Origin of the sequence: Limosilactobacillus fermentum, assembly GCF_013394085.1 — a bacterium.
In the GTDB taxonomy this organism is placed as follows: Bacteria; Bacillota; Bacilli; order Lactobacillales; family Lactobacillaceae; genus Limosilactobacillus; species Limosilactobacillus fermentum.
The window spans coordinates 1,865,521-1,887,974 of the sequence record NZ_CP040910.1 but is presented as its reverse complement, the minus strand read 5'-3'; the positions used below and the strand labels follow the sequence as shown (position 1 = coordinate 1,887,974).

The window sequence follows — 22,454 nt, the reverse complement described above, 5'->3', positions numbered from 1 at the left end:
CTATCCCCTGTCAAGTTGACACTTATAAAAACGAAAACACAATTTTTCTTATCCAACCAAATCGTGGTAATATTCCGCCACGGTTTGGTCATTTCTTTTAGCGGAAATGAACTGATTCGTGAAGTACATTATTCCAGCACGAACCTGTTCCTGTAACTCTGCTAGAGTTTGCGCCTTTGGACGATGCTCGAGCCAGATGCCTTTAAAATCTGCCCACAAGTGTTCCATTACGGCGTTATCCGCTGGTGTCCCAGGCGACGATAGGCTATGCCTTACCTTCTCCTGACGGAGAGCTTCGTTGTAATTGGTGGACGTATATGCCGCTCCACGATCCGTATGGATCATTTCTGGAGTGGTTCCACTAGCCTTAGCGGCTTGGTTAAAGACTTTGATTGCGGCTTCTCTGGTCTCCGTTGGTGAGATTAACCATGCTGCTGGCCGTTGTCCATATAGATCTAAGATGGCGTGTAGACGGACTTTATTAGCGGTCCCGTAAGTCAGTTCTGTTGTATCTGTTACCCAAACCTGATTCGGCTTTTCTTGCTTAAATTGCCGATTTAGTAGGTTTTCATCTTGATAGGTTTGTTTTGCTCCCTGGCGGTCCTTTTTTGGCTGCCGGTAATCCGCCCGAATTCCATTAATTTTCATAATCCTGCTAACCCGCTTAATCCCCACTCTGTAACTTAATCGGCCCTCTTTATTCAATAGACGAACCATCTTATCGTATCCAACACTATCTTGATGCCGTTTTTCGATTCGCTTGATCTCCTCCAGTACTTCCCGTTCCTGCTGTTCGCGTAGCGATAATCTACGATTTAACCATTTGTAATACGCTTGCCGACTGATTCCCGCAGCTCGGGCCGTTTCACTAACTGTGTACTCGCCACTGCTGGTCATTTCTTGAACCGCTTGATATCGTTTGGCCGCTTCACCTCCCGGTTGCTTATTTCGATCAATTTTTTTGAGAAGGCAATCTGAACCTCTCTTTCACGTAATTTAGCTTTGAGGCCCCGAATCTCTTTGAGTAACTGTTTCTCACGGTCGGCTGGTTGCCTACCCCTGGTCTTGCCACGCCGGTCCTTTAGGGCCGTCCAATCGTTTGCTTGCTCGTATTTCTGTGTCCAGGCATACGCTCTGGAATAGGTAATATCAAACTTTTGCGCTGCTTGCTTGTAGTCATAATTATGCTTCAAGACCCATTTAACGATTTCGATTTTCTCGTCATACGAGACCTTTCGTCCCATCTTCCGCACTCGCTTTCTTACTGGTTCTTTACCATTATTGTAAAGGATGACCCAGTTACGAAGTTGGGATAATCCACGGATATCATACTTTAATAGGATTTCTTTGGTAGGAAGACGGTGATTTCGATAATCACGGACGGCACGAAGCTTAAAAGCTTCTTAGGGTACCGGCGATTGTGTACTGGGCGCTCTAAATTAGCCAATCCGCCAGTTAGATACTGCTGGATCCAACGCTTTAAACTCCCTGCACCTACATTGTGATAATCAGCGAAAACCTTGAGTGACTCGTTAACGTTTTGAAATTGACTTAATAAGCGAAGCTTAGTAGTCGTTGAATAGGTGATTTTCATAAAAATAGCCTCAAAAGTCATCACTTTTTATTTCTTAAAGTGACAACTTTTAAGGCTATTGTACGGCCTTCTGTCACCAGCTGTTCTAAGTCTTCAAACGTTTGTGGTTGTGGTGAGTGTGCTAACCAGATAGATTTAAAATCAGCCCACCAGTGCTCCATCACCGCATTATCAGCTGGTGTTCCTGGGGCTGAGTAACTATGTTGGCTGTTATTACTAGCCAAGTAGTGGTTGAATGCTTTGGAAGTATATGCTGCTCCGCGATCAGTGTGGATTAGCGGTGCCAGACCTCCGGCTTTCTGCTTGGCCATTTGAAATACTTTAATAGCCCCAGTACTCGTTTCTGTAGGCGTAATAATCCAGCTAAGTGGGTATTGACCGTATAGATCCAGGACAACGTGTAGACGGACTTTGTACTTACGAATGTTGTAGGCAATTTCCGTCGTGTCCGTCACCCACACCTGATTTGCGGCAGCTTGTTCGAACTGGCGGTTCAGGGTATTCTGTGCTTCATAAGTTTCCTGCTCCTGCACACGTTTTCTCTTAGGCTGACGATAGTCCGCTTTAATACTGTGTTCCTTCATAATGCGCATGACGCGCTTCTTGTTAACTGTGTATGATAATCTTTCCTGCTTTATCAAACGGGTCATCTTGTCATAACCAACGCAGTGTTTATGTTGTGCTTCTAACTGTTTAACGAGCTTTAGAATTTCTTGATCTTGAATATCATGAACCGTCGGTTCATGGGTAAGCCACTTGTAGTAAGCCTGCCGACTTACCCCGGCTGCTTTAACTAGATCAGATACCTTATACCCACTTTGGCTCATTTCCTGAATCGCTTGATATCGTCCGGCCGTTCCACCTCCCGATTGTGTATTTCGACCAATTTTTTTGCGAAGGCAATCTGTACCTCCCGTTCCTTCGCTTTAGCTTTCAGCTGCCTTACTTCTTGTCGTAATCTTTCCACTTCATTGGTTGGTGTTTTGCCTTTATGGCGACCCCGGTTATCCTGAAGGGATTCCCAATCGTGAGTTCTTTGGTACTTTCGTACCCATGAATAGACCCGTTGATAGCTGACATTAAATTTCTTTGCCGCGGCTTGATAGTTATACTCGTGATCAATTGTCCATTGAGTAATTTGCCGTTTCTCCTCAAAAGTAACTTTTCGGCCCACTTTCCTAGCTCGCTTTCTTGTTGCGTAAGCAACACTTAATTGTCCACTATTGTACCGGACAATCCATTGATGTAGTTGGGAAAGACTACGAATTTGATATCTATTGAGAATTGCTTGGCCTGACAGGGTACCTGAAAGGTAAGCTTTAACGGCTGATCGCTTGGTTTGAAGTGTGTACCTGTGATTGTGTTCAGGGCGAATCAATCCAGCTAAACCAGCCGTTAAAAATTGTTTAATCCATCTGTTAAGGCTAGAGGTCCGCACCTGGTGATAATCCGCGTATACCCCGAGTGAGTAGTCTGAATCTTGGTAATTACTGAGTAACCTTAATTTTTCCGTCGTTGAATATGTTCCTATTCAAAACACCCCCTAGAGATGACACTTTTATTATTTAAAGTGTCAACCCTAAGGGGTATTGTACGAGGGCGTGATGAATTGCCTTTTTTTTGATGCGTATCTGTCTCAAATATTGCTCCTATGTCAATAAATGGCACATCTTTTTCTAAACACTCGTTCTAATTCTGTCGGAATTAAACCAACTGATGTAATTTGAGGTTCGGATTACCAAGTCCTCAAAATCGGAAAAAGTTGTTTGAAAGGCAAACTCTCTCTTCAACAATGAGTGAAAAGCTTCAATTGGCCCATTATCATAAGGATAACCTTGTTTTGAGTATGAGTGGCTAATCTGATGCCGTTCAAGTAAAGTTTCAACTTCGTTGCTGGTGTACTGTGAACCCATGTCAGAGTGAAAATATTGTGGCTTTTGATGACATTCAAGCGCCTGATTAATCGTTTCTACAACTAACGTCGCCTCCATCTGACGACCAATCTTGAAAGCAAGGACTTGATGAACCTTTGGTTCGTAAATAGAACTGAGATAAACCCAGGTTCCTGGACGTAATTCCAAATAAGTAATGTCAGCACGCCATATCCTTGCATTGGGCTGGTGCTTGATTAAATTGGGGCGTTGTGAATGATCCACATGAGTGCCAGGTTTTTTAAATCGCCGATTCATTAAAGAGTGAATCTCCATTTCCCTCATTAATCGTAAAATTCGTTTTGACCCAACACAGATGCCTGACTTGCGAAGCACCATCGTTATTCGTGGATAACCATAGGCACGATAATTATTTTCCCAAATCAATTTAATTTTTTCTTTGAGCTGATTATCAACACGTTCGTGTTGACTAGGCTGATATCTTTTCCAATGGTAATAGGTGCTGCGCGGTAATTTCAGTGCCGAAAGAATAATTGATAAGCGGTGTCGCAATAACTGATCTTCTATGAAGACAAGGCAATTAATTCGTCCTAATGCTTTCCCAGTAACACCGCCGCAACTTTTAAAATTTCAAGTTCCTCTTTTAATCGCTAATTTTCCTTTTGAAGTTGTTTGAATTCTTTGGACGTTACTTCAGTACCGTCTTCTAGCTCAACTGATTTAGCGCCTTTAACCCAGTTATGAATTGCGGCTGGAGAAACACCGTATTCCTCGGAAAGCGAGCGAATAGATCTTTTCTCTTCACGATGCATCTTCACAATGCTGGCTTTAAAATCATCTTGATATCGTTTCATTGGAATGCTCCTATCTTGTTTTATTAATTATGGCACAACTGTTCAGAAATTTATGTACCAAATACTAGGATAGGAGCAATTTGATTGAAGAACAGGCCGGTGTTCCGCTGTACTTTGCGCACGCTTATTCGCCACATGAACGAGGCAGTAATGAAAATCGCAACCGAGTACTACGCCGCTTCATTCCCAAAGGTCAACCGATTGATGAGATTACCGATGATGAATTGATTCAAATTAACTGGTATTAGAATTCCTGACCACTCAAATGTTTAAATTGGCGAACACCGATTGAGATCTTTTTACGTAATCTGCGTTACTAAATTTGTTCAAGTTATTTCTTGCAATCTGCCAAAAGTAAAAAAAGAGGCTGGCAATTGCCAGTCCCTGAGGTTGGGGAGCACTTCCTAATTCTTAAATTCCAAATGGTGGTGTAAGTTCTTGAAGACGTGGCGATCAGCCCAGCCAATCAGGTAACCCTGGGTGGCGATGTTGTAAAAGGTCCCAAAGTTAAAGGCGAATAATTGGCCGGTAAAGAGCCAGGAGAACAAGACGATCAACAGCGGCGGAACGTTGGAGGCCCACTGGGACCAAACTGGTGACCCGTGCATAAAGCGGAAGCGCAGGATGTAGGGAAGGTCGTCGTTGGGGTGCATGATCAAGTTGGCCCGCTGGTAGATTGAAACGGCCACGGCGACCCCAAAGAGGCCAACGACGTCTAAGATTAGCCGCCACCACAGGGGGAGGGTGCCAACCCCCAGGGAAATGAAGAAGTGTTCAAAGCCGGCTAGTAAATAGGAAAAGGGAGTGATGTAAAGGAGGTTGCGAATCAAACGGAAGTAGTCAAAACGCCCCAGTAAAAAGAGGTTGGCCACGGCGACCACGATCCCCTCCAAAAAAAGGGCGTTCCCTAAGGAGAGGTGGACCCAGTGGCTCAAGTTAACGGCCGAGGCGGTCCAGATCGCCGACCCCATGTTGGTGGAAACGGTCAGGGCGTTAGAAAAGGCGTTTAAGAAGATGGAAACGAATAAGAAGAAAAAGCGCCCGGACAGGGTATCGGCGCGGGTAGTGGTTATCATGGTGTAATTCCTTTCATGGCAAATCGATCATGTTTTATGATACAACTTCTAGGGAAATTTTAAAGATTGATTGGGAAAGTTCGGCTTTTAAAATCGGGGCGCCGCTGTTTTAACCGGCAAAGCCCGTCAAGTTAGTAAATCACGAAATTGGTTTATCACCTAATTTGCGGAAAAGCCGAAAGAAATCCTGAAATTGTGATAAAATAATGAGAGTGACTTTTAAGAGATATGAGATGGAGGATTCTTTATGAAGAAGTACCGCTTTTTCCGCCTGAGTCTCGGGTGGCAAATCGTGATCGGACTCGTCCTGGGGATTGTGTGTGGGGCCTTTACCTACCATAACCAGGGCGCCATTACGATCATGAGTAACCTAGGGACGATTTTCCTACGGTTAATTCAAATGATTGTTTTACCAATCGTGGTCTCCTGCCTGACGGTTGGGATTGCCAACATCGGGGACCTACACAAGCTTGGTCGGATTGGTGGTAAGACCATCATTTACTTTGAGGTCTTAACCACGATCGCCATTGTCTTAGGGTTGGTAGTTGGTAACCTTGCCCACCCTGGGACCTTTATTAACATCCATGACCTACAAGGAAGTGATATTTCCAAGTACATGACGACCGCTAAGTCGGCCTCCCATACCGGGATTTGGGATACAATTTTAGCCATTATTCCAACGAACATCTTTAAGTCCCTAGCCGATGGGGAAATGATGCCCGTGATCTTTTTCTCCGTCTTCTTCGGTCTGGGGATCGCCGCGATTGGGGAACGGGGTAAGGTCTTAGTGGACGTCTTAAACGGCGTTTCCGAAGTTATGTTCAAGGTCACCAACTGGGTGATGAAGTTCGCCCCAATTGGGGTTTTTGGCCTGATCGGAATGACGGTTGCCCAAATGGGGTTGTCCGCCCTCCTGCCACTGGGCTACTTCATCCTGATTGCCTACGTAACAATGGTTATCTTTTGTGTCGTGGTCCTCGGGATCGTGGCTAAGATGTTCCACCTGCACTATTGGAAGACGATGCGGGCGGTCTTTGAAGAAATCATGCTGGCCTTTTCGACCGCCAGCTCCGAGGCGACCCTGCCGCGGCTGATGGAAAAGACCCAAAAGATGGGGGTCGACAAGGGGATTGCCTCCTTTGTCATCCCGACTGGTTACACCTTTAACCTCGACGGGTCGGCGATTTACCAATCCTTAGCCGCCCTCTTCTTGGCCCAGGCGTACGGCTTACACCTGACCTGGGAGCACCAGTTTACCCTGCTGGTGGTCTTGATGATCACCTCCAAGGGGATGGCCGGGGTACCGGGGGCCTCCTTCGTGGTCCTCTTAGCCTCGGTTTCTACGATCGGGGTGCCGGTAGCCGGCTTAACCTTTATCGCCGGGATTGACCGGTTTGTCGACATGGGCCGGACCGCCGTCAACGTGGTCGGGAACACCGTTGCCACGTTGGTAATTGGTGAATCTGAAAAGTCGCTAGACCAAGACAAGTACCACCACTACTTAGATAACTACAAAAAAGAAGATTTAAAGGAAGCATAATCATGACCAACACCCGTTTACTGGCGCGCGATGAGGTTCCCACCGAATTAACCTGGGACTTGACGCTTTTGTACCCATCCGATGACGCCATGCGGGCGGACCTTGATGACACCTTACTGCTGGCCGACAAGCTCTCCGGGTTTGCCGGCCATCTTAATGGGGCCAAGGAGCTGCTCGCTGCATTAAACACTCACAAGCAAATCGAAACCGACCTGGAAAAAGAATACGTCTACGCCTTCTTACGCCGGGACAGTGACACCACCGATGCAAACGCCAACGCCCTGTTTGGGACGGCAGCCAAGGCGGCCACGACGATCGCCACCAAGGAATCCTTTTTGGAACCGGAAATTTTAGCGATTGACGAAGGGGCGCTGGACGGTTATTTCAAGCAGGAACCAGGACTCGAAGAATTCCGCTACGAGTTAGAACAGATCCGCCTGCAAAGGGGCCACGTACTGACGACGAGCGAAGAGAAGCTTTTGTCGCGGCTCAACCGGTCGTTGGATAGTGCCGATGAAATCTACAACACCTTAAACGACGCCGACCTCAACTTCGGCCAGGTTCACGACGATGAGGGTAACCTGGTCCAACTGACCCACGGTAACCGTAGCCAGTTCACCGAGTCCTTGAAACGGCCGGTCAGAAAAGAGGCCACCTTGGCCTACGCCAAGCCTTACCACGACCTACGCAACACCTTTGCCCAGACCCTCAACTCCTTTGTCGGGGCCCAAAATGCGGTCGCCGAACTGCGCCACTATCAATCGGGGCGCCAGGCCGCCTTGGCCCCGCACCAGATTGACGAGCAAGTGTACGACACCCTGGTAAAAACGGTCAATGACCACCTGGATTTGGCCCACCGCTGGTACCGGATTAAAAAGGATTATCTGGGGTTGGCCGACTTTAACCAGGCCGATATCAACACCCCGCTGGCCGGCGATGACGTGTTGAAGACGACCTTTGCGGAGGGTAAGCAGCTGACCTTAGATGCCCTGAGCGTGCTGGGTGGTGAGTACACGGCCGGGCTGAAAGAGGAGTTTGACCACCGCTGGATTGACGCCGCCGAAAACGCCGGTAAGCGCTCAGGGGGTTACCAAATCAGCGTTTACAAGGCCAACCCTTTCATCTTGCTAAACTGGACCGATAAGCTGTATTCGACCTACGTCTTGGCTCACGAGTCCGGCCACGCCATGCACTCCTGGTTTAGCCAGCACCACCAGCCGGCCCAGTACGCCGACGCCCCGATCTTCTTAGCCGAGGTGGCTTCGACCTTTAACGAGCAGATCCTGACCAGCTACCTGCTGGAAAAGTACCAAGCTGATAAAAAGGTGCAACTTTACGTCTTAGAACAAGCGATCGATGGCTTTATTGGCACGATCTATCGGCAGACCCAGTTTGCCGAGTTTGAGCACACCGCCTACCAAACCGAACAGGCGGGGCAGGCGTTAACGGCCGACTTTTTGGACCAAACCAGCAGCGCCCTGCTGAAGAAGTATTACGGGCCGGACGTGGCCCTGTTAGACGGCACGGCGACCCAGTCTTGGGCCTACGTCCCGCACTTTTACATGAATTACTACGTCTACCAGTACGCCACCTCCTGGGCGGCCTCGACCAGCTTAGCTAGCGCCGTTTGGCAACACAAGCCGGGGGCCAAGGAAGCCTACCTGAACTTCCTTTCTGCTGGGGGCTCGGCGGCGCCGCTCGAAATCCTCAAGCGAGCCGGTGTGGACGCCACCACCAGCCAATACCTAGAGGAAGCCTTGGCGGTCTTTGAACGGTACCTAGACAGAATTGAAGTGCTACTTAAGAACTAAACAGTAAGCCCAGCCGTGCGGAATCCCGCGTGACTGGGCTTTTATAGTGCCTTTAACAATCCGGCTTGCCAAGGAGGTTGGGTCGCACTTCCAAAGATAACGTGCTCCCAACCACGGGCCTAGTGCCTAAGTATGGGTAAAGAACGGTGCGTGCCACACCAACCGTTCGCCCTAGCTTAGCCATACGGTCTGTTGAGAAGGTCATTTCCCACTTCCAAGATAACGTGCTCCCCAACCGCAAGCCTAGTGGTTGGTCCGCACTCACTTTTAGCTATAGCGACTTTCGAACCATAATCTGGGAATCGACCAGGGTCGTAGCCGGGACCTCCTGGTGGTCGAGCAGGGCGAGGAGGTTTTTTGCGGCGACTTGACCTAGTTGTTGCGGGTCCTGTTGGATGGTGGTGATCTGTGGCGACATCAGTTTGGCCCAGTCCCAGTCGTCAAAGGCCATCACGCCGACCTCCTTGGGGATCTGGACGTTAAACTCGGCCAGAGTCTCCATTAAGCGGGTTAACAAGGTGCCCTTAAAGGCGTAAATAACGGTGCGCCCGTTCAACCAGTCCGGTACCTGAGCTAGCTTAGCGTAAATGCTGCCGGTCGGCTCATCGTGGGTGATTTCGACTTGGTGGACCGTTAAATCGTGCTCTTTGGCGGCCGCTTGCACCCCGGCCAACCGTTCCAGCCGGGCCGAATTGGCGTTGATCGCCTCGCTTAAAACGACTACCTGCTGAAACCCTTGGCGCGCGGCGTAGTCAACCAGGAGCTTAGAGTAGCCCTGGTTGTCGGTGATGACTTGGGACCACTTAGCGGGGGTGACTTTACGGTCGACGATGATCGTTGGTACCTGGGCGTCTGCTAAGAGCTGGTAGGTGTCGGCATTCATCAGGCTGGGCTGAAGGATCACCCCGTCGACCCGGAGTTTAATCAAGCGTTCTAATTGCCGGCGCTCGAGCGTGGCGGAGTTGTTGGCGTTCATCAGCATGATTGAGTAATCGGTGGCCGCTAGTACCTGGTCGGCCCCCTTAAAGAGCAGGGAGGAAAAGATGTTTTCGATGTCGGCTACCACCATCCCGATCAGGTGGCTTTGCCGGTGGGAGAGGGCCTGGGCCTGCGAATTGGCTTGGTAGCCCGCCTCTTCGATGATCTGTGCAATTTTTTGCCGGGTTTGCTCAGACATGCGCTCAAAGTGCCCGTTTAAGTAGCGCGAAACGGTGGTCTTGGAAACCCCGGCGGCGTGGGCAATGTCATTAATGGTTGTGTATTGTTTGGCCAATCTGGTCACCTGCTTACTAACGCAGTAGGTAGCCACCGTCAACCGGGATCGTCACCCCGGTGACGTAGTTAGAAGCTGCGCTGGCCAAGAAGACAACGGTGCCCATTAGTTCAGCCGGTTCGGCCCAGTGTCCGGCCGGGATGTGTTCCAAGATTTCCTTGCTTCTAACCGGGTCTTCTTGTAGCGCTTTGGTCATCGGGGTGTTGATGTAACCCGGCGCCAGGGCGTTGACCTGGATGTTGTCAGCGGCCAATGCGTCGGCGTAAGCCTTGGTTAAACCGACAACGCCGTGCTTGCTAGCGGTGTAAGGGAAGATGAACTTGCCGGCCCGGTAGGATTGCATCGAACCAATGTTGATGATCTTACCGCCGTCCTGTCGTTTCATTACCTTGGCCACTTCTTGGGAAAGGTAGTAAACCGAATTGAGGTTTAAATCGAGCACCTTTTGCCAGTCTTCCTTGGGGAATTCATCCTAGGGGTGGCGAATTTGGCGGCCGGCGTTGTTGACTAAGATGTCGATGCGGCCGTATTGGTCCAAGGTGGCGTTAACAATCTTTTGCGGGGCGTCTTCTGCGGTGACGTTTTGGGCGAAGAAGGCGACCTGGCCACCAAGCTCTGCGGCGACGGCCTTAATCTTGTCCCAGTCCCGCTCGGAGTGGCTAACCACCATCACCTTAGCGCCGACCGTCAGCATGGCCCGGGTGTAGTATTCACCTAGCCCCGAGACCCCGCCGGTGATGATGGCGACCTTGTCAGTTAACTTGAAGCTGTTGATGTTGAACATGAAACGACACTCCCTTTTAGTTTACCGGTTTCCTGAAAAATTAACGCTTAAAGTTTGATCCAATCGGTGTAAAGAAGTCAACTATTATTTAATTTTGGGTTACCGGTAACCTAAACAGCTAAAAAAATCCCCCACCTGGGTAAGGGTGGGGGATGTGCTTAGTCTTCCTTGTCTTCAGTGGCGAGGTGTAATCCACGGTGCTCAACACTGGTGGAGAAAACGATTTGGGTACTGGTCTTGCCAAAGCGGCTTTGGATGTCGTTGATGAATTCATCTAAAGCGGCGGTGGTTTCAAAGACCACTTCCATCACTTCGGAGTAGTCACCGGTGACGCAGTTGCATTCAACCACGTTGGGAATCGAGTCCACGTACGGGTAGAATTCCTTTTTTTGGCTGGGTTCGAGTTGAACCTGAATGAAGGCCTTGACGTGGTAATTGAGCTTTTCTAGGTTCACCGTGGTGTGGTAGCCGGTGATGATACCGGCCTTTTCCAGCTTGTTAATCCGGGCGGCGATGGCGGGGGAAGAAATAAAGCAGGCCGCCGAAAGTTCCTTTAAGGAGACCCGAGCGTTTTTTTGCAGCATGTTGATGATTTTTTGATCGATGGTATCCATAAGTGAGCGTCCCTTCATATGAACCAATAACGTTTGTGAGAATTTTAGGCGTTTTGGATTCAAAAGTCAATTTTGTTGCAGCTCCGAGTGATCCCGCCTTTTGAAAGCCTTTTATCAATGGTATAATGAGTGAAAGAGTTGAGTGAATGGAGGTTACTTTTATGAGTCAAGAATACGAAAACATCCTGGTTCCGGTTGACGGATCCAAGCAAGCAGAACTGGCCTTCAACAAGGCGGTGGCAACGGCCAAACGTAACGGCGCCCACCTTGATTTACTAAACGTGGTCGACACCCGGGCGATATCTTACAACTTCGCCGGCATGTCTGACGGAAGCATTGCCTACCAATTGGTTGATAAGTCCAAGGAGTACTTAGATGAACTGCTGGAACGGGCCAAGAATGAAGAAGGCTTTGACAACATCGACATTCACATCCGGTTGGGGAACCCTAAGACGGTGGTTTCCTTTGATTTCCCACGCGACCACCACAATGACTTGATCATGATGGGGGCGAGTGGCCTTTCCCGGGTTCAACGGGCGATGGTTGGCTCAGTGACCTCCTTTGTAAAGCGGAACGCCCAAGTGGACGTGCTGGTGGTGCGGACCGACGTTAACAATAAGTTGCCGGAAAAGTAAAATTTGATACTAGATGATAGAAAAAACGGACGTCCTAGTTGGGCGCCCGTTTTTTGATGCTTGGATGCAACACAGATAACGTGCTCCCGACCACGGGCCTAGTGTCTAAGTACGGACGGAGAACGATGCGTGCCGCATCAACCACCGCCCTAGCTTAGCCCAACGGCCGTTAAGGAAGGTCGGGTCGCACTCCCAATAACGTGCTCCCAACCGCAGGCCTAGTGGCTAAGTCTGGCCGAAGAACGGTGTGTTCCGCACCAACCATTCGCCCTATCCTTAGCCCACGGCCTGCTTGATGGGTTGGTCCGCACTTCCCATAAAAAAAGAACCTCCCGCAGGAGGCTCTTGAACTGAGTAAACAGTTTTTATTGTTCTTCGTACCAGGAGTAGTGGAAGTTCCCCGGACGGTCGGTACGTTCGTAAGTGTGGGCACCGAAGTAGTCGCGTTGTGCTTGCAAGAGGTTAGCAGGCAGAACTTCTGCACGGTAGGAGTCATAGTAGTTGATGGCTGCGGCGAGGGAAGGAACCGGAATCCCAGCCTTAACGGAGAGGGCAACCACTTCACGAATGGCCTTTTGGTACTTCTTAGCAATGTCCTTGAAGTAGTCGTCAAGAAGCAAGTTCTTGAGGGCCGGGTTCTTTTCAAAGGCATCAGTAATCTTTTGAAGGAATTGGGCACGGATGATGCAACCTTCACGCCAGATTTGAGCTAATTCACCGTATTGCAGGTTCCAGTCGTAGCGTTCGGAGTCGATCCGCATTTGTTCGAACCCTTGGGCGTAAGACATCACCTTACCGAAGTAAAGGGCTTGGCGAACCTTTTCGATGTATTCCTTCTTTTCGTCGTCGGAAAAGGTAACCTTTTCAACGTCTTCAGGAAGTTCCTTGCTTGCGGCAACCCGTTCGTCCTTCAGCATGGAGATGTAACGAGCGTAAACGGCTTCCGTGATCACGGATTGTGGTGCACCACCATCGAGGGCGGTTTCAGAAGACCACTTACCAGTACCCTTGTTAGCACCACGGTCCAAGATAGCGTCAACAATTGGTAAGTTCTTGTCGTCACCTAAGTCGTCCTTACGGGTCAGAATATCAGCAGTGATTTCAACGAGGTAGGAATCAAGTTCACCCTTGTTCCATTCGGCGAAGATGTCAGCCATTTCGTCAACGGAAAGGCCAAGAACGTTACGCATAACGTTGTAGCTTTCGTCGATTAATTCTTCGTCCCCGTATTCGATCCCGTTGTGGACCATCTTTACGTAGTGACCTGCACCGTTCGGACCGATGTAGGAAACACATGGCTTGCCGTCTTCAGCCTTAGCGGCGATTTGGGTCAGGATTGGGGCAACCAGGTCGTAAGCTTCCTTTTGACCACCTGGCATCAGGGAAGGACCTTGGAGGGCACCCAATTCACCACCGGAAACACCCATTCCGATGAAGTTGATCCCAGATTCGTCCAGCTTAGCGTTGCGGGCCATGGTGTCGTGGAAGTTAGTGTTCCCACCGTCGATTAAGACATCACCCTTGTCCAGCAGCGGAAGCAGTTCGTTGATAACAGCGTCAGTACCCTTACCGGCTTGAACCATCATCAGGATTCGACGAGGCTTTTCCAGGGAGTTAACGAAGTCTTCAATCGTGTATGAAGGAACGAGCTTCTTTTCGCTGTGGTCGCGCATCATTTCGTCAGTCCGTTCACGGTGACGGTTGTATACCCCAACCGTGAAACCGCGACTTTCAATGTTCAGCGCCAGGTTCTTACCCATGACGGCAAGACCGATTACACCAATTTGTGCCGTTTGATCAGCCATTGTGTTGTCACACTCCTTAAATAAACAATTACTTACATACAAGTGACATTATAACAGATTGAACCGGGTGGGGAAATACCTTTGCGTAACTTTGAACAAGGCCGCGATGGCGCCCATGCCGGTCCTTTTTAGGTGATTAGTCAGCTACCAATTTTTACCAAAAGCGCTACCATCACCGTAAGGTCTAGTGGTTTAAGTTGTAGACCCATGCCCGGCCATCGCGAGCCAGTAGTTCATCAGAAGCGGCTGGGCCCATCGTACCTGGCGTGTAGTTCGGGAATTGAGGTTCTTCAATGTCCCAGAGCTTACGAACGACGTCAACGAACTTCCATGCGTAGGCAATTTCAGACCAGGACGCGAAGTTGGTGTGGTTACCTTCTAAGGCGTCGTGGAAGAGACGTTCGTACGGTTCTGGAGCTTCCTTCTTGCTGGAGTCGTTTTGCATGTACTCCAGGTCAACCGGTTCAGTTTGGAAACCTTGGCCGGCCGTCTTGGCGTTAACCCGCAAGGCAAAACCAGATTGCGGTTCAACGTAGATGGTCAAGACGTTGCTCTTCAGGGATTGTTCAGAAGCCATCCGTGGGTTAGCGAAGATGTCGATTAACGGCTTACGGAAGACCACGTCGATGCGGGTGAACTTGTCAGCCAGCTTCTTCCCGGTCCGCACGTAGAACGGCACCCCGGACCAGCGGTAGTTGTCAAACATCAGCTTGGCAGCCACGAAGGTTTCGGTGTTGGATTGTGGGTCAACCCCGTCTTCATGACGGTAGTCTGGGTTGTCAGCGCCGGCGTCGTATTGGCCACGCACGAAGTTAGAAGCGGCTTCTGACGGTGTGTACAAGCGCAGGGAACGCAGGGCCTTGATCTTTTCAACCCGGACGTCGGAGTCGGTGAAGGCAACGGGTTGTTCCATCGCTAATTGGGCAACGACTTGCATGATGTGGTTTTGCACCATGTCACGCAAAGCACCGGAGTGGTCGTAGTAACCGGCCCGTTCTTCAACCCCGAGCTTTTCGGACAGGGTTACCTGGATGTTGTCGATGTAACGGTTGTTCCAAAGGGATTCAATGATCGTGTTCCCAAAGCGCAGGGCTTCGATGTTTTGGATCATTTCCTTACCCAGGTAGTGGTCAATCCGGAAGATTTGGTCTTCCTTAAACGTTTGGGAAAGTTCATCGTTTAAGGCCTTGGCAGACGCAAAGTCGCGACCAAATGGCTTTTCGATGACCAGACGGTTGAACCCATCGTCAGTCAGCAGGGCTTGCTTCTTTAAGTTCAAAGCGATCGTCCCGAAGAATTGTGGGGCCATCGACATGTAGAAGAGGCGGTTGCCTTCCGTTTCGAATTGTTCGTCCAACTTTTCAAGCCGTTCCTTTAACACTTCGTAGTGTTCCGGCTTAGTGACGTCGTGAGATTGGTAGAAGAAGTGCTTAGCGAACGCCTGTGCGTTACCAGCTTGCACTTCGTCAATGCCAGAGATCGACTTTTCCACCATTGCTTGGAATTCTTCGTCGGAAACCGGCCGACGGGACGTCCCGAGCAGGGCAAAGTGTTCCGCAAGGTAACCCTTTTGATACAGGTTAAACAAAGATGGGTAGAGCTTGCGTTGGGCCAAGTCACCGGTGGCCCCGAATAATGTGATGACAGCTTTATTTTCCTTAGCCAAAATGTTCACTCCTCTAAGAATGATCAAAGAATACAACCTTAACGAACTAATTATATACTTTCTGGAAATTGATTGCACGGGCGCCCAGTAGTGGTGGTGCCACTTTCGTGAAATGGATCACCAACCTTGTTAGCGGCGAACAGCCTACTAACCGGTTTTCGTGTCAATTGGTCTAGATTGAAATAAATTTTTCAAACTCTTAGTAACCGTCCGGCCACAGAACACCGCTGGCGCGCTAACCCGTGGTCATTTCCCATAACGTGCTCCTAACCACGGACCTAGTGTTTAAGTACGGCTGAAGAACGATGTGTACCGCATCAACCTTCAGCCTAGCTTAGCCATACGGCCCGTCGAGAAGGTTAGTCGCACTTCCCATAACGTGCTCCTAACCACGGACCTAGTGTCTAAGTACGGCCGGAGAACGATGCGTGTCGCATCAACCCTCGTCCGATCCTTAGTCCACGGCTTGCCAATGGTTAGGTCGCACTTCCTAATTCACGTACTGATTGCGTTCACTCAGGGTTCCAAAGAGGGTGAACAAGCAGATCACAATCAGGGTGACGATGATCGGGCCGTGCCAAGAACCGGAAGCGGCCTTGAGGTTCCCGGTCACGGTCGGACCAAAGGCGGCCAGTAGGTAACCCAGCGATTGAACCATTCCGGACAGGTTCCGGGTGTCACCAGCCGTGCGGGTCTTTAAGCCCAGCAGGGTCATGATTAAGGAGAAGGTGGCTGCCGTCCCTAACCCAAGTAAGAGGGCGATTAGGACGTAGTACCAGAACTGGTGGATGGGAAGTAACATCGCCAAAAAGCCCAGTGCCGTTGAGATCCCGGCCGCCAGGACTAGGGAAATCCGGTTGCTCATCCGAGTGGCTAACACCGGGGTGGCAAAGGCAGTGGGGATCGAGAAGAGCTGGAAGAGCCCGGCAATCAGGCTAGCGGTGTTGGTGGTCATCCCGTTAGCCATCGCAATTGACGGTAGCCAGGCAACGATCGTGTAAAAGACGAAGGAGGAACCGGCAAAGTAGAACAATAAGAACCAGGCCCGTGGGTTCTTCCACATGTTGGCGCCGGTTTCTTTGGTATCCGTCCCAGATGTTCGGTAGTTAAAGCGTAGGTTAGGCAACCACACCAGGGCGGTGAAGAGGACTAACCCGGACAATAAGACGATGGCAAATTGCCAACTGGAGGCGGCGCTGATCGGGGCGATCGCGTAGGCCCCGACGGCTGAAAAGAGGGTTATCGCCACGTTATAGGTCCCGGTGACCGGGCCAATCTTCGTTGGTAGGTTCTCGGTGATGACGGCCGGAATTAAGACGTTAATGAAGGTGGTCGCCACCCCGATGATTAAGGTCCCGGTCAAAAGGGCGCTGAAGCCAAAGATCCGCAGGTAAGAACCGGCGGCTAACAACAATAGGGCGATGAAAAGGGCCAGTTCGTTCCCTAAACGGCGGGCAATCCCGGGCACCAGGGTGGAACAAAGGCCAAAGCAAATTAGGGGGATGGTAGTTAAGATCCCCAGCGAGGTGGCCGGGGTGTGGAAGCTAGCGGCGATTTCGTTGATCACCGAAGGGATTGAGGTGAATGGGGTGCGCATGCTAGCCCCGAGCAAGAAGATCCCGATGATCAAAAAGGCGCTGTGCTGACGAGTAGTTTTCATGAAGGGCGTTCCTTTCTTTAATGATTTCGTAAAAATTAAGCTAGTCTAGTATAACATGGTTTACAAAATGTTAAACCGTTTTACGTCCCGGTTAATCAATGTTAATTCGGTTTCATGGGGTGGGGCAGTTTGACGAATGGCCCGATCGCCCCTATAATTTTATTTGATACTGTAAAAAAACGGAGGAACATAATGGCAGACATATACCCCTACTTGGTCTTTGAAAACGCCAAGGAGGCCATGGCCTACTACGCTGAGCAGTTCGATGCTGACATAGTGGCGCGGCGCCCCTTAACTAAGGCTCAGGTAGATAGCTACGGTCTGGAACTAACGGACTTAGACGAAACAACTGCCTACGGTGAATTTACGATCGCTGGGCAGACCTTCATCTGTGCTGACGCCATGATGGCAATGCCCCAGACGTCTTCGTTGGTTTCGATCATGCTCGATTTTGCCGATGATAACGTTGCGGCGGCCGACTTTTTTGACCACTTGGCCGCTTCCGATGATCAGCGCGTAACGTTACCCTTTAGCCCCCAACCAGCGGGGGGCCAGGCGGGTCAGATTGTGGACCGCTATGGCATTACCTGGCTGATTTCGGCTGGGTTTGTAAAGCATGAATAAAGAAGTGAGTGTTCCCAACCTCCTCTTTAGACTTCAATTAAATAAAATCCCGAACCGGATCAATCGAGTGTTGATTGATCCGGTTCGGGATTTTTCATTCGGGGATTCTTTTTAACTATTATACAGATAACGTGCTCCCCAACCGCAGGCCTAGTGCCTAAGTACGGGCAAAGAACGCCGCCAGGGCGGCAACCCTTGCCCTAGCTTAGTCATACGGCCTGCCAAGAAGGTTGGTGAGCACTTCTTAGCCTTGTTTCTCCGCCACATCCTTTAGGCGCCGGTAGACCACTTCCAAGTCTTCGTTGGTGCCGCGCAGTTCATAATCGGCTACAAACGGGGCGTCAAAGGCCTTGGCGTACATCCGGGCGGTCAGGCAGTATTGCTCGTTGAAGTTTTTGTTGCCGCTACCGACCACGCCGATCAAGTTGTCGGCGTTCTTGCCCTCGGCGATGTATTCACCCAGCGGGTTGGTCATCATTTCGGTATAACCAGAGGTAAAGCCGTCGCCCCCATCCAGGTAGGTGGGCACGAAGGCGAAGAAGGGCTCTTCTTCGTGGGCCGGGATCGTTTGGGCGGTGATTTCCTTGAGGTTGATGGTCGGATTAGCGGGGTTGATGCTGTTCATTTGGTTAGCGTAGGTTTGCAGCCGCTTTAAAAAGGAGCGGGTGTTCCCCTCGATGGAAATGTATAAGACGTTAATGGTTGTCATGCGACAAGGCCTCCTGATTATTCTATAAATTCTATTTTACCTGGGGAAGGGGGGATTTAAAAGGGCGACTTTGGTGACCTAGCGCGCTAAGAAGCGGCAGAACCGGGGTTGGGTGACTCCGGCGAGTCCGGTTCTTTTTCCAGGCGTTGAACTACAAAGCGATCAATGTATGAGTTTTGGTAGTCGGCCACCGTTAACTGAAAGTCGCCTAGTTCAATCGTCTGGCCCTCGTGAACGTGGGGAACCGTGTCCATTACAAACCCGGCTAAGGTAACGGCGTTGGAGTGGTCAAAGGCCTTGATGTCGGTGTGGAAGTAGCGTTCAAAATCGTAGGTGGTCGTTTTGCCATCGACTTGGTATTGACCGTGTTCACCCTTTTGGATCAGGTTATCGGCGACGTTATCAATTTCATCGCGGACGGTCCCGAAGAGCTCTTCGTAAATGTCCTTGTCGGTGATGATCCCGGCGGTACCGCCGTATTCGTCCATCACCACCACCATCGGTACCCGGGTCCGGATCATCATTTGCAAGACCTCGGTGATCGGGGTGGCTTCCGGTGTTGTTGACAGGTGGCGTAAGATTTTGGCTAAGGAAACGGTGGGGTCGACACGCTGTTGGCGGATCAAGTCGTAGTTAAAGACGTAGCCCAAGATCTTATCCTTATCACCGTCGGCCACGACCGGCAGGCGCGAGTACTTGGAGGTGATGTACAGGTCGAGGGCGTCGCCAACGCTTTGTGTGATGTCAATGACGGTTAGTTGGGTCCGGTCAATCATGATGTCTTTGGCGACCTTGTCGTTGAAGTCAAAGGCCCGTTCCATGTAGACCAAGTCGTTGCGCCCTAATTGCCCGCCGCGGACGGCATTGCGTGACAAGGAGATGATTTCACTTTGCGACAGCACCTCGTCGGCTTCGTTGGCCGGTTTCATCCCAACCAGGCGGACAAGCCCGTTGGCCGAGGTGTTAAGCAACCACACGAAGGGGTAAAATAGCAGGTGGAAGTAGTGCAAGGGGGTGACGGTGAAGAGTAGCATCTTAACCGGGATGTCGATCGAGATGTTTTTCGGTACAATCTCGGTTAAGACGACTTCAAAGTAGGTTAACAAGAGGACCCCGATGACGGCGGCAATTGCGTGGGCACCGGTGGTCGACAGGGCTAGGGCGGGGAGGTTCAAAAAGTTGATCAGGAGTTCTTCGATCGTTTGCTCCCCGATCCAACCGAGGATGATCCCGCACACCGAGGTCCCAACCTGGGTGGTCGATAGGTACTCGGTTAAGTTAGAAACCATCGTGAGCGCCCGTTCGATCTTGAGGCTCTTTTTACCCCGGCGCTCCTCGAAGTTTTCTTGGGCCTCTTCTAGGGCGGTAATCCGGGTTTGCACCAGGGCAAACTCGGCGGCCACGAAGAAGGCGGCGAAAATAAAGGTGATTAAAATAATGCTGATGTTAGTCATAATTTGCTGGCTGTCCAAAATAACGAATCCCTCGCTTTAAAATGGTGCGCTTATTCGGCGGTCTGGTAAAGTTAGTACTAATTATTATAACATTGATAACCAGTTCCGAACGGCAAGTTGGTCCCGTCCCCGTTACCGGCCAGTTTGCGGTACAATAAAGGGAAAAATGGTGATTAAAATGCAAGTACGGATAATTGGTGGGGAGAAGTTAGTTGCCCCCGTGGCCCAAGCCTTAACCGAGCAAGGGGCGGCGGTCACCACGACGGCAGACTTTTCCGGTACCCTGGCCCCGGAGACGACCTTGGTATGGTTGCCGAACCCCTTGGACCCGGTTGGTGACTTGGTGGCGGACCTGGTGGCCTTAGTCGATCGGTCGCCGGCGCCGAAGCGGATCGTGATGCACGGGGTCCCCGGCACCGCGGATGACGCGAGCCCAGAACAGGTCGGCGCCTGGTTTCAAACGGCGGGGACGTCATTAGTAATGGAGCACTTGTACGCCGTCAAGATGATTGATGAACTAGAGTACCCTTACGTAATCGTGCGAACGCCCCCGGTTACCGGGCGGGGCGGCAACGTCAAGGGTGAGGGTGAACCGATTCAACAAGCAACGGTTGGCCAAGAAGAAACCGTCGCCCTCATCACCACCGCCGTTACCACCGAACAGTACGTCAACCAGTCAGTGGGACTGGGTTAGGAGGCAGAGATGACAGCAACACAATTAGAACACTTCGCCACCCAGGTTAGTAAGGTTCAACTTCCCCACTGGGCGGACTTTCCGGAGATGGGCCTGTACGCCGACCAGGTAATCGGCCTGGTTAACGACCGCCTGCGCCCGCTCGGCGTTCCCCCGTTGACCAAGGCGATGATTAACAACTACGTCAAAAAGGGGATCGTGATCGCCCCGGTCAAAAAGAAGTATTCCCAAAACCAGTTGGCCGCCATGACCGTAATTTCGTTATTAAAGGGTTCCTTTGCCCTGCCGACGATCCGGGCGGCGATTGACCAGGTGACCGTCAATAACTACCCGATGGCCGCCTACGACCGCTTCGTTGACCTCTTCAATGCCGCCTTGCGCAACGAGGAGGCCAACAAAACCACCTTGGATCCGGCGATTGAAGAACTGCTGAACCTAGCGGTGGTCACGACGATTGCGCGCTTGAAGACCACCGCCTTGTTGGCCGTTTTACAAGAACAGCTGCCGCCGACTAAGATTAAGTAGGGAAGTGGGAAATGACCTTCTCGACAGGCCGTATAGCTAAGCTAGGGCGAACGGTTGGTGCGTCAGCACCGTTCTTCGCCCGTACTCTAGGTCTGTGGTCATTTTCCACGTTAGGGGAAGTGCGGACCAACCTTCTCGACAGACCGTTTGGCTAAGCTAGGGCGGGGGTTGGTGCGGCACAATATTTGTTTAACATTCGAAGATAAAGTAATAGGCTGGAAGAAAAACGCCCCTTCTTCCAGCCTATTTTTAGTTTGCGTTAGCCGATCAAGCCCGTTAGGTAACGGTGACTAGCCAACTGTTCTTGGCAGTCGGTTTGGTCGGCTAAGTTGATCTCGTAAATGTTGGTGGCCCGTGGGTTTAACAGGGGCCAGACGCGCGCCCAGTCAATCTTACCAGTGCCAAGCGGCAGGGAATCGTGACTTTGGCCCATCGAGTCCACCAAGTGGTAGTGGACGACCCGGTCCTTGAGCTTAGCCAGGGAGGCGCACAAGGCGTCGTTAGCGCCGTGCAGGTAGATAAAGCAGTGTGAGGTGTCAAAGGCCAAGCGGTAGCCGTGGTCTAAGATGGCCCGTTCGGTGACCGGATTACCATAGGCGAAAAATTCCGAAATCGAATTTTCAAACATGATGTGCGTACCACCCAGTTCTTGGAACCGATCCAGCCGGTTTAGCACCGCTGCTTGGGCCGCTTCTAAGCTCTGATAAAAGGGGATCACCCGCGGGAAATCGCCCGAGTAACCACCGTGGATTAGGATTTGAAGGTCAAATTCGCTGGCCAACTCCAGGAGGGTAGTGGTGGAGCGTTCGATAAAGTCGTACAGGTCGGGGAAGGCGGTTTGTGGCGCCGCCAATTCGCTGTGGATGTCACCGAACTTCATCGGTTGGTGGATGACGATTTGGTCAATTCCGGCGCCCTGCACACTCCGGATGCCGGCCTTTAACTCGGCCAGGCCGGCGGGGGTGAAGTTGTGAACGTCGGTGAAGAACTCAAAGGTTTGCGGGTGGTACTTTAGGCGATCCTCAATTTGGGCCGGATCGCTGGAGGCCTTTAACCCTAGTTGGGGAAACATTGTTAAAACCTCTTTTCTAAAAGGGACCGGGAAAAGATGCCCTTCCCCAATCCCTTATCTAATTACATACTTAGTGTGGGCGCCTATTTCAGTCAGTGGCCTGCCCAATGGTTGGGCCCATAATAACGTGCTTCCAACCACGGGCCTAGTATCTAAGTACGGGCGAAGAACG

At 50.8% G+C, this 22,454-nt stretch carries 18 protein-coding genes and 4 pseudogenes; 7 read left to right on the top strand and 15 right to left on the bottom strand.

Annotated features, from left to right (window positions below):
* Nucleotides 1-48: 48 nt before the first annotated feature.
* The 5 genes and pseudogenes from FG166_RS09465 to FG166_RS09445 form a co-directional block, all read right to left on the bottom strand.
* Complete coding sequence (locus FG166_RS09465) at nucleotides 49-957, bottom strand: IS3 family transposase (protein ID WP_137876776.1); 909 nt, start codon at nucleotides 955-957, stop codon at nucleotides 49-51.
* Nucleotides 894-1,594, bottom strand: a pseudogene (locus FG166_RS09460) (helix-turn-helix domain-containing protein). Before FG166_RS09460 ends, FG166_RS09465 begins: the two are co-directional and overlap by 64 nt.
* Nucleotides 1,595-1,614: 20 nt before the next feature.
* Nucleotides 1,615-2,421: an IS3 family transposase gene (locus FG166_RS09455; protein WP_137876777.1), complete on the bottom strand. Its 807-nt coding sequence runs from the start codon at nucleotides 2,419-2,421 to the stop codon at nucleotides 1,615-1,617.
* The gene (locus tag FG166_RS09450) at nucleotides 2,418-3,032 is read right to left on the bottom strand and encodes a helix-turn-helix domain-containing protein (RefSeq protein ID WP_035431426.1); all 615 of its coding nucleotides are present in this window, start codon (nucleotides 3,030-3,032) and stop codon (nucleotides 2,418-2,420) included. Before FG166_RS09450 ends, FG166_RS09455 begins: the two co-directional genes overlap by 4 nt.
* Before the next feature lie 238 nt (nucleotides 3,033-3,270).
* Nucleotides 3,271-4,340, bottom strand: a pseudogene (locus tag FG166_RS09445) (IS3-like element IS1163 family transposase).
* An 83-nt stretch (nucleotides 4,341-4,423) separates the two neighbouring features.
* Here FG166_RS09445 and FG166_RS09440 point away from each other — a divergent pair.
* Nucleotides 4,424-4,660, top strand: a pseudogene (locus FG166_RS09440) (transposase); the annotation flags it as partial.
* Nucleotides 4,661-4,744: 84 nt separating this feature from the next.
* Here the strand turns inward: FG166_RS09440 and FG166_RS09435 are convergent.
* Nucleotides 4,745-5,416, bottom strand: a complete 672-nt coding sequence (locus FG166_RS09435; protein ID WP_003681090.1) for a YczE/YyaS/YitT family protein — start codon at nucleotides 5,414-5,416, stop codon at nucleotides 4,745-4,747.
* A gap of 247 nt (nucleotides 5,417-5,663) precedes the next feature.
* Here FG166_RS09435 and FG166_RS09430 point away from each other — a divergent pair, with 247 nt between their 5' ends.
* Both FG166_RS09430 and pepF read left to right on the top strand, forming a co-directional pair.
* Complete coding sequence (locus FG166_RS09430) at nucleotides 5,664-6,956, top strand: dicarboxylate/amino acid:cation symporter (protein ID WP_003681091.1); 1,293 nt, start codon at nucleotides 5,664-5,666, stop codon at nucleotides 6,954-6,956.
* A gap of 2 nt (nucleotides 6,957-6,958) precedes the next feature.
* Complete coding sequence (pepF, locus tag FG166_RS09425; protein WP_003681092.1) at nucleotides 6,959-8,767, top strand: oligoendopeptidase F; 1,809 nt, start codon at nucleotides 6,959-6,961, stop codon at nucleotides 8,765-8,767.
* Nucleotides 8,768-9,038: 271 nt separating this feature from the next.
* Here the strand turns inward: pepF and FG166_RS09420 are convergent, their stop codons facing one another.
* From FG166_RS09420 to FG166_RS09410, 3 genes and pseudogenes are all read right to left on the bottom strand, one after another.
* Nucleotides 9,039-10,040 carry a LacI family DNA-binding transcriptional regulator gene (locus FG166_RS09420; RefSeq protein WP_024501235.1) on the bottom strand — a complete coding sequence of 334 codons (1,002 nt, stop codon included), beginning with the start codon at nucleotides 10,038-10,040 and terminating at the stop codon, nucleotides 9,039-9,041.
* A 16-nt stretch (nucleotides 10,041-10,056) separates the two neighbouring features.
* Nucleotides 10,057-10,824, bottom strand: a pseudogene (locus tag FG166_RS09415) (glucose 1-dehydrogenase).
* A 158-nt stretch (nucleotides 10,825-10,982) separates the two neighbouring features.
* Nucleotides 10,983-11,438 carry an Lrp/AsnC family transcriptional regulator gene (locus tag FG166_RS09410; RefSeq protein ID WP_021350128.1) on the bottom strand — a complete coding sequence of 152 codons (456 nt, stop codon included), beginning with the start codon at nucleotides 11,436-11,438 and terminating at the stop codon, nucleotides 10,983-10,985.
* A 161-nt stretch (nucleotides 11,439-11,599) separates the two neighbouring features.
* Between FG166_RS09410 and FG166_RS09405 the strand changes: the two genes are divergently transcribed.
* Nucleotides 11,600-12,073: a universal stress protein gene (locus FG166_RS09405; RefSeq protein ID WP_035430686.1), complete on the top strand. Its 474-nt coding sequence runs from the start codon at nucleotides 11,600-11,602 to the stop codon at nucleotides 12,071-12,073.
* A gap of 365 nt (nucleotides 12,074-12,438) precedes the next feature.
* Here the strand turns inward: FG166_RS09405 and gndA are convergent, their stop codons facing one another.
* The 3 genes from gndA to FG166_RS09390 form a co-directional block, all read right to left on the bottom strand.
* Nucleotides 12,439-13,878, bottom strand: coding sequence for an NADP-dependent phosphogluconate dehydrogenase (gndA, locus tag FG166_RS09400; RefSeq protein ID WP_003681101.1), 1,440 nt, complete (start codon nucleotides 13,876-13,878; stop codon nucleotides 12,439-12,441).
* Nucleotides 13,879-14,062: 184 nt separating this feature from the next.
* Entirely contained in the window at nucleotides 14,063-15,544 is a 1,482-nt protein-coding gene (gene zwf, locus FG166_RS09395; protein WP_003685507.1) for a glucose-6-phosphate dehydrogenase, read from the bottom strand.
* 490 nt (nucleotides 15,545-16,034) lie between these two features.
* Nucleotides 16,035-17,204: a CynX/NimT family MFS transporter gene (locus tag FG166_RS09390; RefSeq protein ID WP_003681103.1), complete on the bottom strand. Its 1,170-nt coding sequence runs from the start codon at nucleotides 17,202-17,204 to the stop codon at nucleotides 16,035-16,037.
* Between the two features lie 192 nt (nucleotides 17,205-17,396).
* Between FG166_RS09390 and FG166_RS09385 the strand changes: the two genes are divergently transcribed.
* Entirely contained in the window at nucleotides 17,397-17,828 is a 432-nt protein-coding gene (locus tag FG166_RS09385; protein WP_035430687.1) for a VOC family protein, read from the top strand.
* A 244-nt stretch (nucleotides 17,829-18,072) separates the two neighbouring features.
* Here FG166_RS09385 and nrdI read toward each other — a convergent pair whose 3' ends face one another.
* Nucleotides 18,073-18,537 carry a class Ib ribonucleoside-diphosphate reductase assembly flavoprotein NrdI gene (gene nrdI, locus FG166_RS09380; RefSeq protein WP_003681105.1) on the bottom strand — a complete coding sequence of 155 codons (465 nt, stop codon included), beginning with the start codon at nucleotides 18,535-18,537 and terminating at the stop codon, nucleotides 18,073-18,075.
* 86 nt (nucleotides 18,538-18,623) lie between these two features.
* Entirely contained in the window at nucleotides 18,624-20,009 is a 1,386-nt protein-coding gene (locus tag FG166_RS09375) for a hemolysin family protein (RefSeq protein WP_003681106.1), read from the bottom strand.
* 160 nt (nucleotides 20,010-20,169) lie between these two features.
* Between FG166_RS09375 and FG166_RS09370 the strand changes: the two genes are divergently transcribed.
* Nucleotides 20,170-20,685 carry a hypothetical protein gene (locus tag FG166_RS09370; RefSeq protein ID WP_238137785.1) on the top strand — a complete coding sequence of 172 codons (516 nt, stop codon included), beginning with the start codon at nucleotides 20,170-20,172 and terminating at the stop codon, nucleotides 20,683-20,685.
* A gap of 9 nt (nucleotides 20,686-20,694) precedes the next feature.
* Nucleotides 20,695-21,210 (top strand): DUF1836 domain-containing protein, encoded by a 516-nt coding sequence (locus FG166_RS09365; RefSeq protein WP_003681109.1) that lies wholly within the window; start codon nucleotides 20,695-20,697, stop codon nucleotides 21,208-21,210.
* Nucleotides 21,211-21,469: 259 nt separating this feature from the next.
* Here FG166_RS09365 and FG166_RS09360 read toward each other — a convergent pair whose 3' ends face one another.
* The gene (locus FG166_RS09360; protein ID WP_003681110.1) at nucleotides 21,470-22,282 is read right to left on the bottom strand and encodes a sugar phosphate isomerase/epimerase family protein; all 813 of its coding nucleotides are present in this window, start codon (nucleotides 22,280-22,282) and stop codon (nucleotides 21,470-21,472) included.
* Nucleotides 22,283-22,454: the final 172 nt, after the last annotated feature.

What these genes read in the sequence shown, in the direction of transcription:
- FG166_RS09455 (WP_137876777.1), bottom strand. Translation starts at nt 2,421, where the DNA reads ATGAGCCAAAGTGGGTATAAGGTATCTGATCTAGTTAAAGCAGCCGGG.
- FG166_RS09435 (WP_003681090.1), bottom strand. Translation starts at nt 5,416, where the DNA reads ATGATAACCACTACCCGCGCCGATACCCTGTCCGGGCGCTTTTTCTTC.
- FG166_RS09430 (WP_003681091.1), top strand. Translation starts at nt 5,664, where the DNA reads ATGAAGAAGTACCGCTTTTTCCGCCTGAGTCTCGGGTGGCAAATCGTG.
- pepF (WP_003681092.1), top strand. Translation starts at nt 6,959, where the DNA reads ATGACCAACACCCGTTTACTGGCGCGCGATGAGGTTCCCACCGAATTA.
- FG166_RS09410 (WP_021350128.1), bottom strand. Translation starts at nt 11,438, where the DNA reads ATGGATACCATCGATCAAAAAATCATCAACATGCTGCAAAAAAACGCT.
- FG166_RS09405 (WP_035430686.1), top strand. Translation starts at nt 11,600, where the DNA reads ATGAGTCAAGAATACGAAAACATCCTGGTTCCGGTTGACGGATCCAAG.
- gndA (WP_003681101.1), bottom strand. Translation starts at nt 13,878, where the DNA reads ATGGCTGATCAAACGGCACAAATTGGTGTAATCGGTCTTGCCGTCATG.
- FG166_RS09390 (WP_003681103.1), bottom strand. Translation starts at nt 17,204, where the DNA reads ATGAAAACTACTCGTCAGCACAGCGCCTTTTTGATCATCGGGATCTTC.
- FG166_RS09385 (WP_035430687.1), top strand. Translation starts at nt 17,397, where the DNA reads ATGGCAGACATATACCCCTACTTGGTCTTTGAAAACGCCAAGGAGGCC.
- nrdI (WP_003681105.1), bottom strand. Translation starts at nt 18,537, where the DNA reads ATGACAACCATTAACGTCTTATACATTTCCATCGAGGGGAACACCCGC.
- FG166_RS09370 (WP_238137785.1), top strand. Translation starts at nt 20,170, where the DNA reads ATGCAAGTACGGATAATTGGTGGGGAGAAGTTAGTTGCCCCCGTGGCC.
- FG166_RS09365 (WP_003681109.1), top strand. Translation starts at nt 20,695, where the DNA reads ATGACAGCAACACAATTAGAACACTTCGCCACCCAGGTTAGTAAGGTT.
- FG166_RS09360 (WP_003681110.1), bottom strand. Translation starts at nt 22,282, where the DNA reads ATGTTTCCCCAACTAGGGTTAAAGGCCTCCAGCGATCCGGCCCAAATT.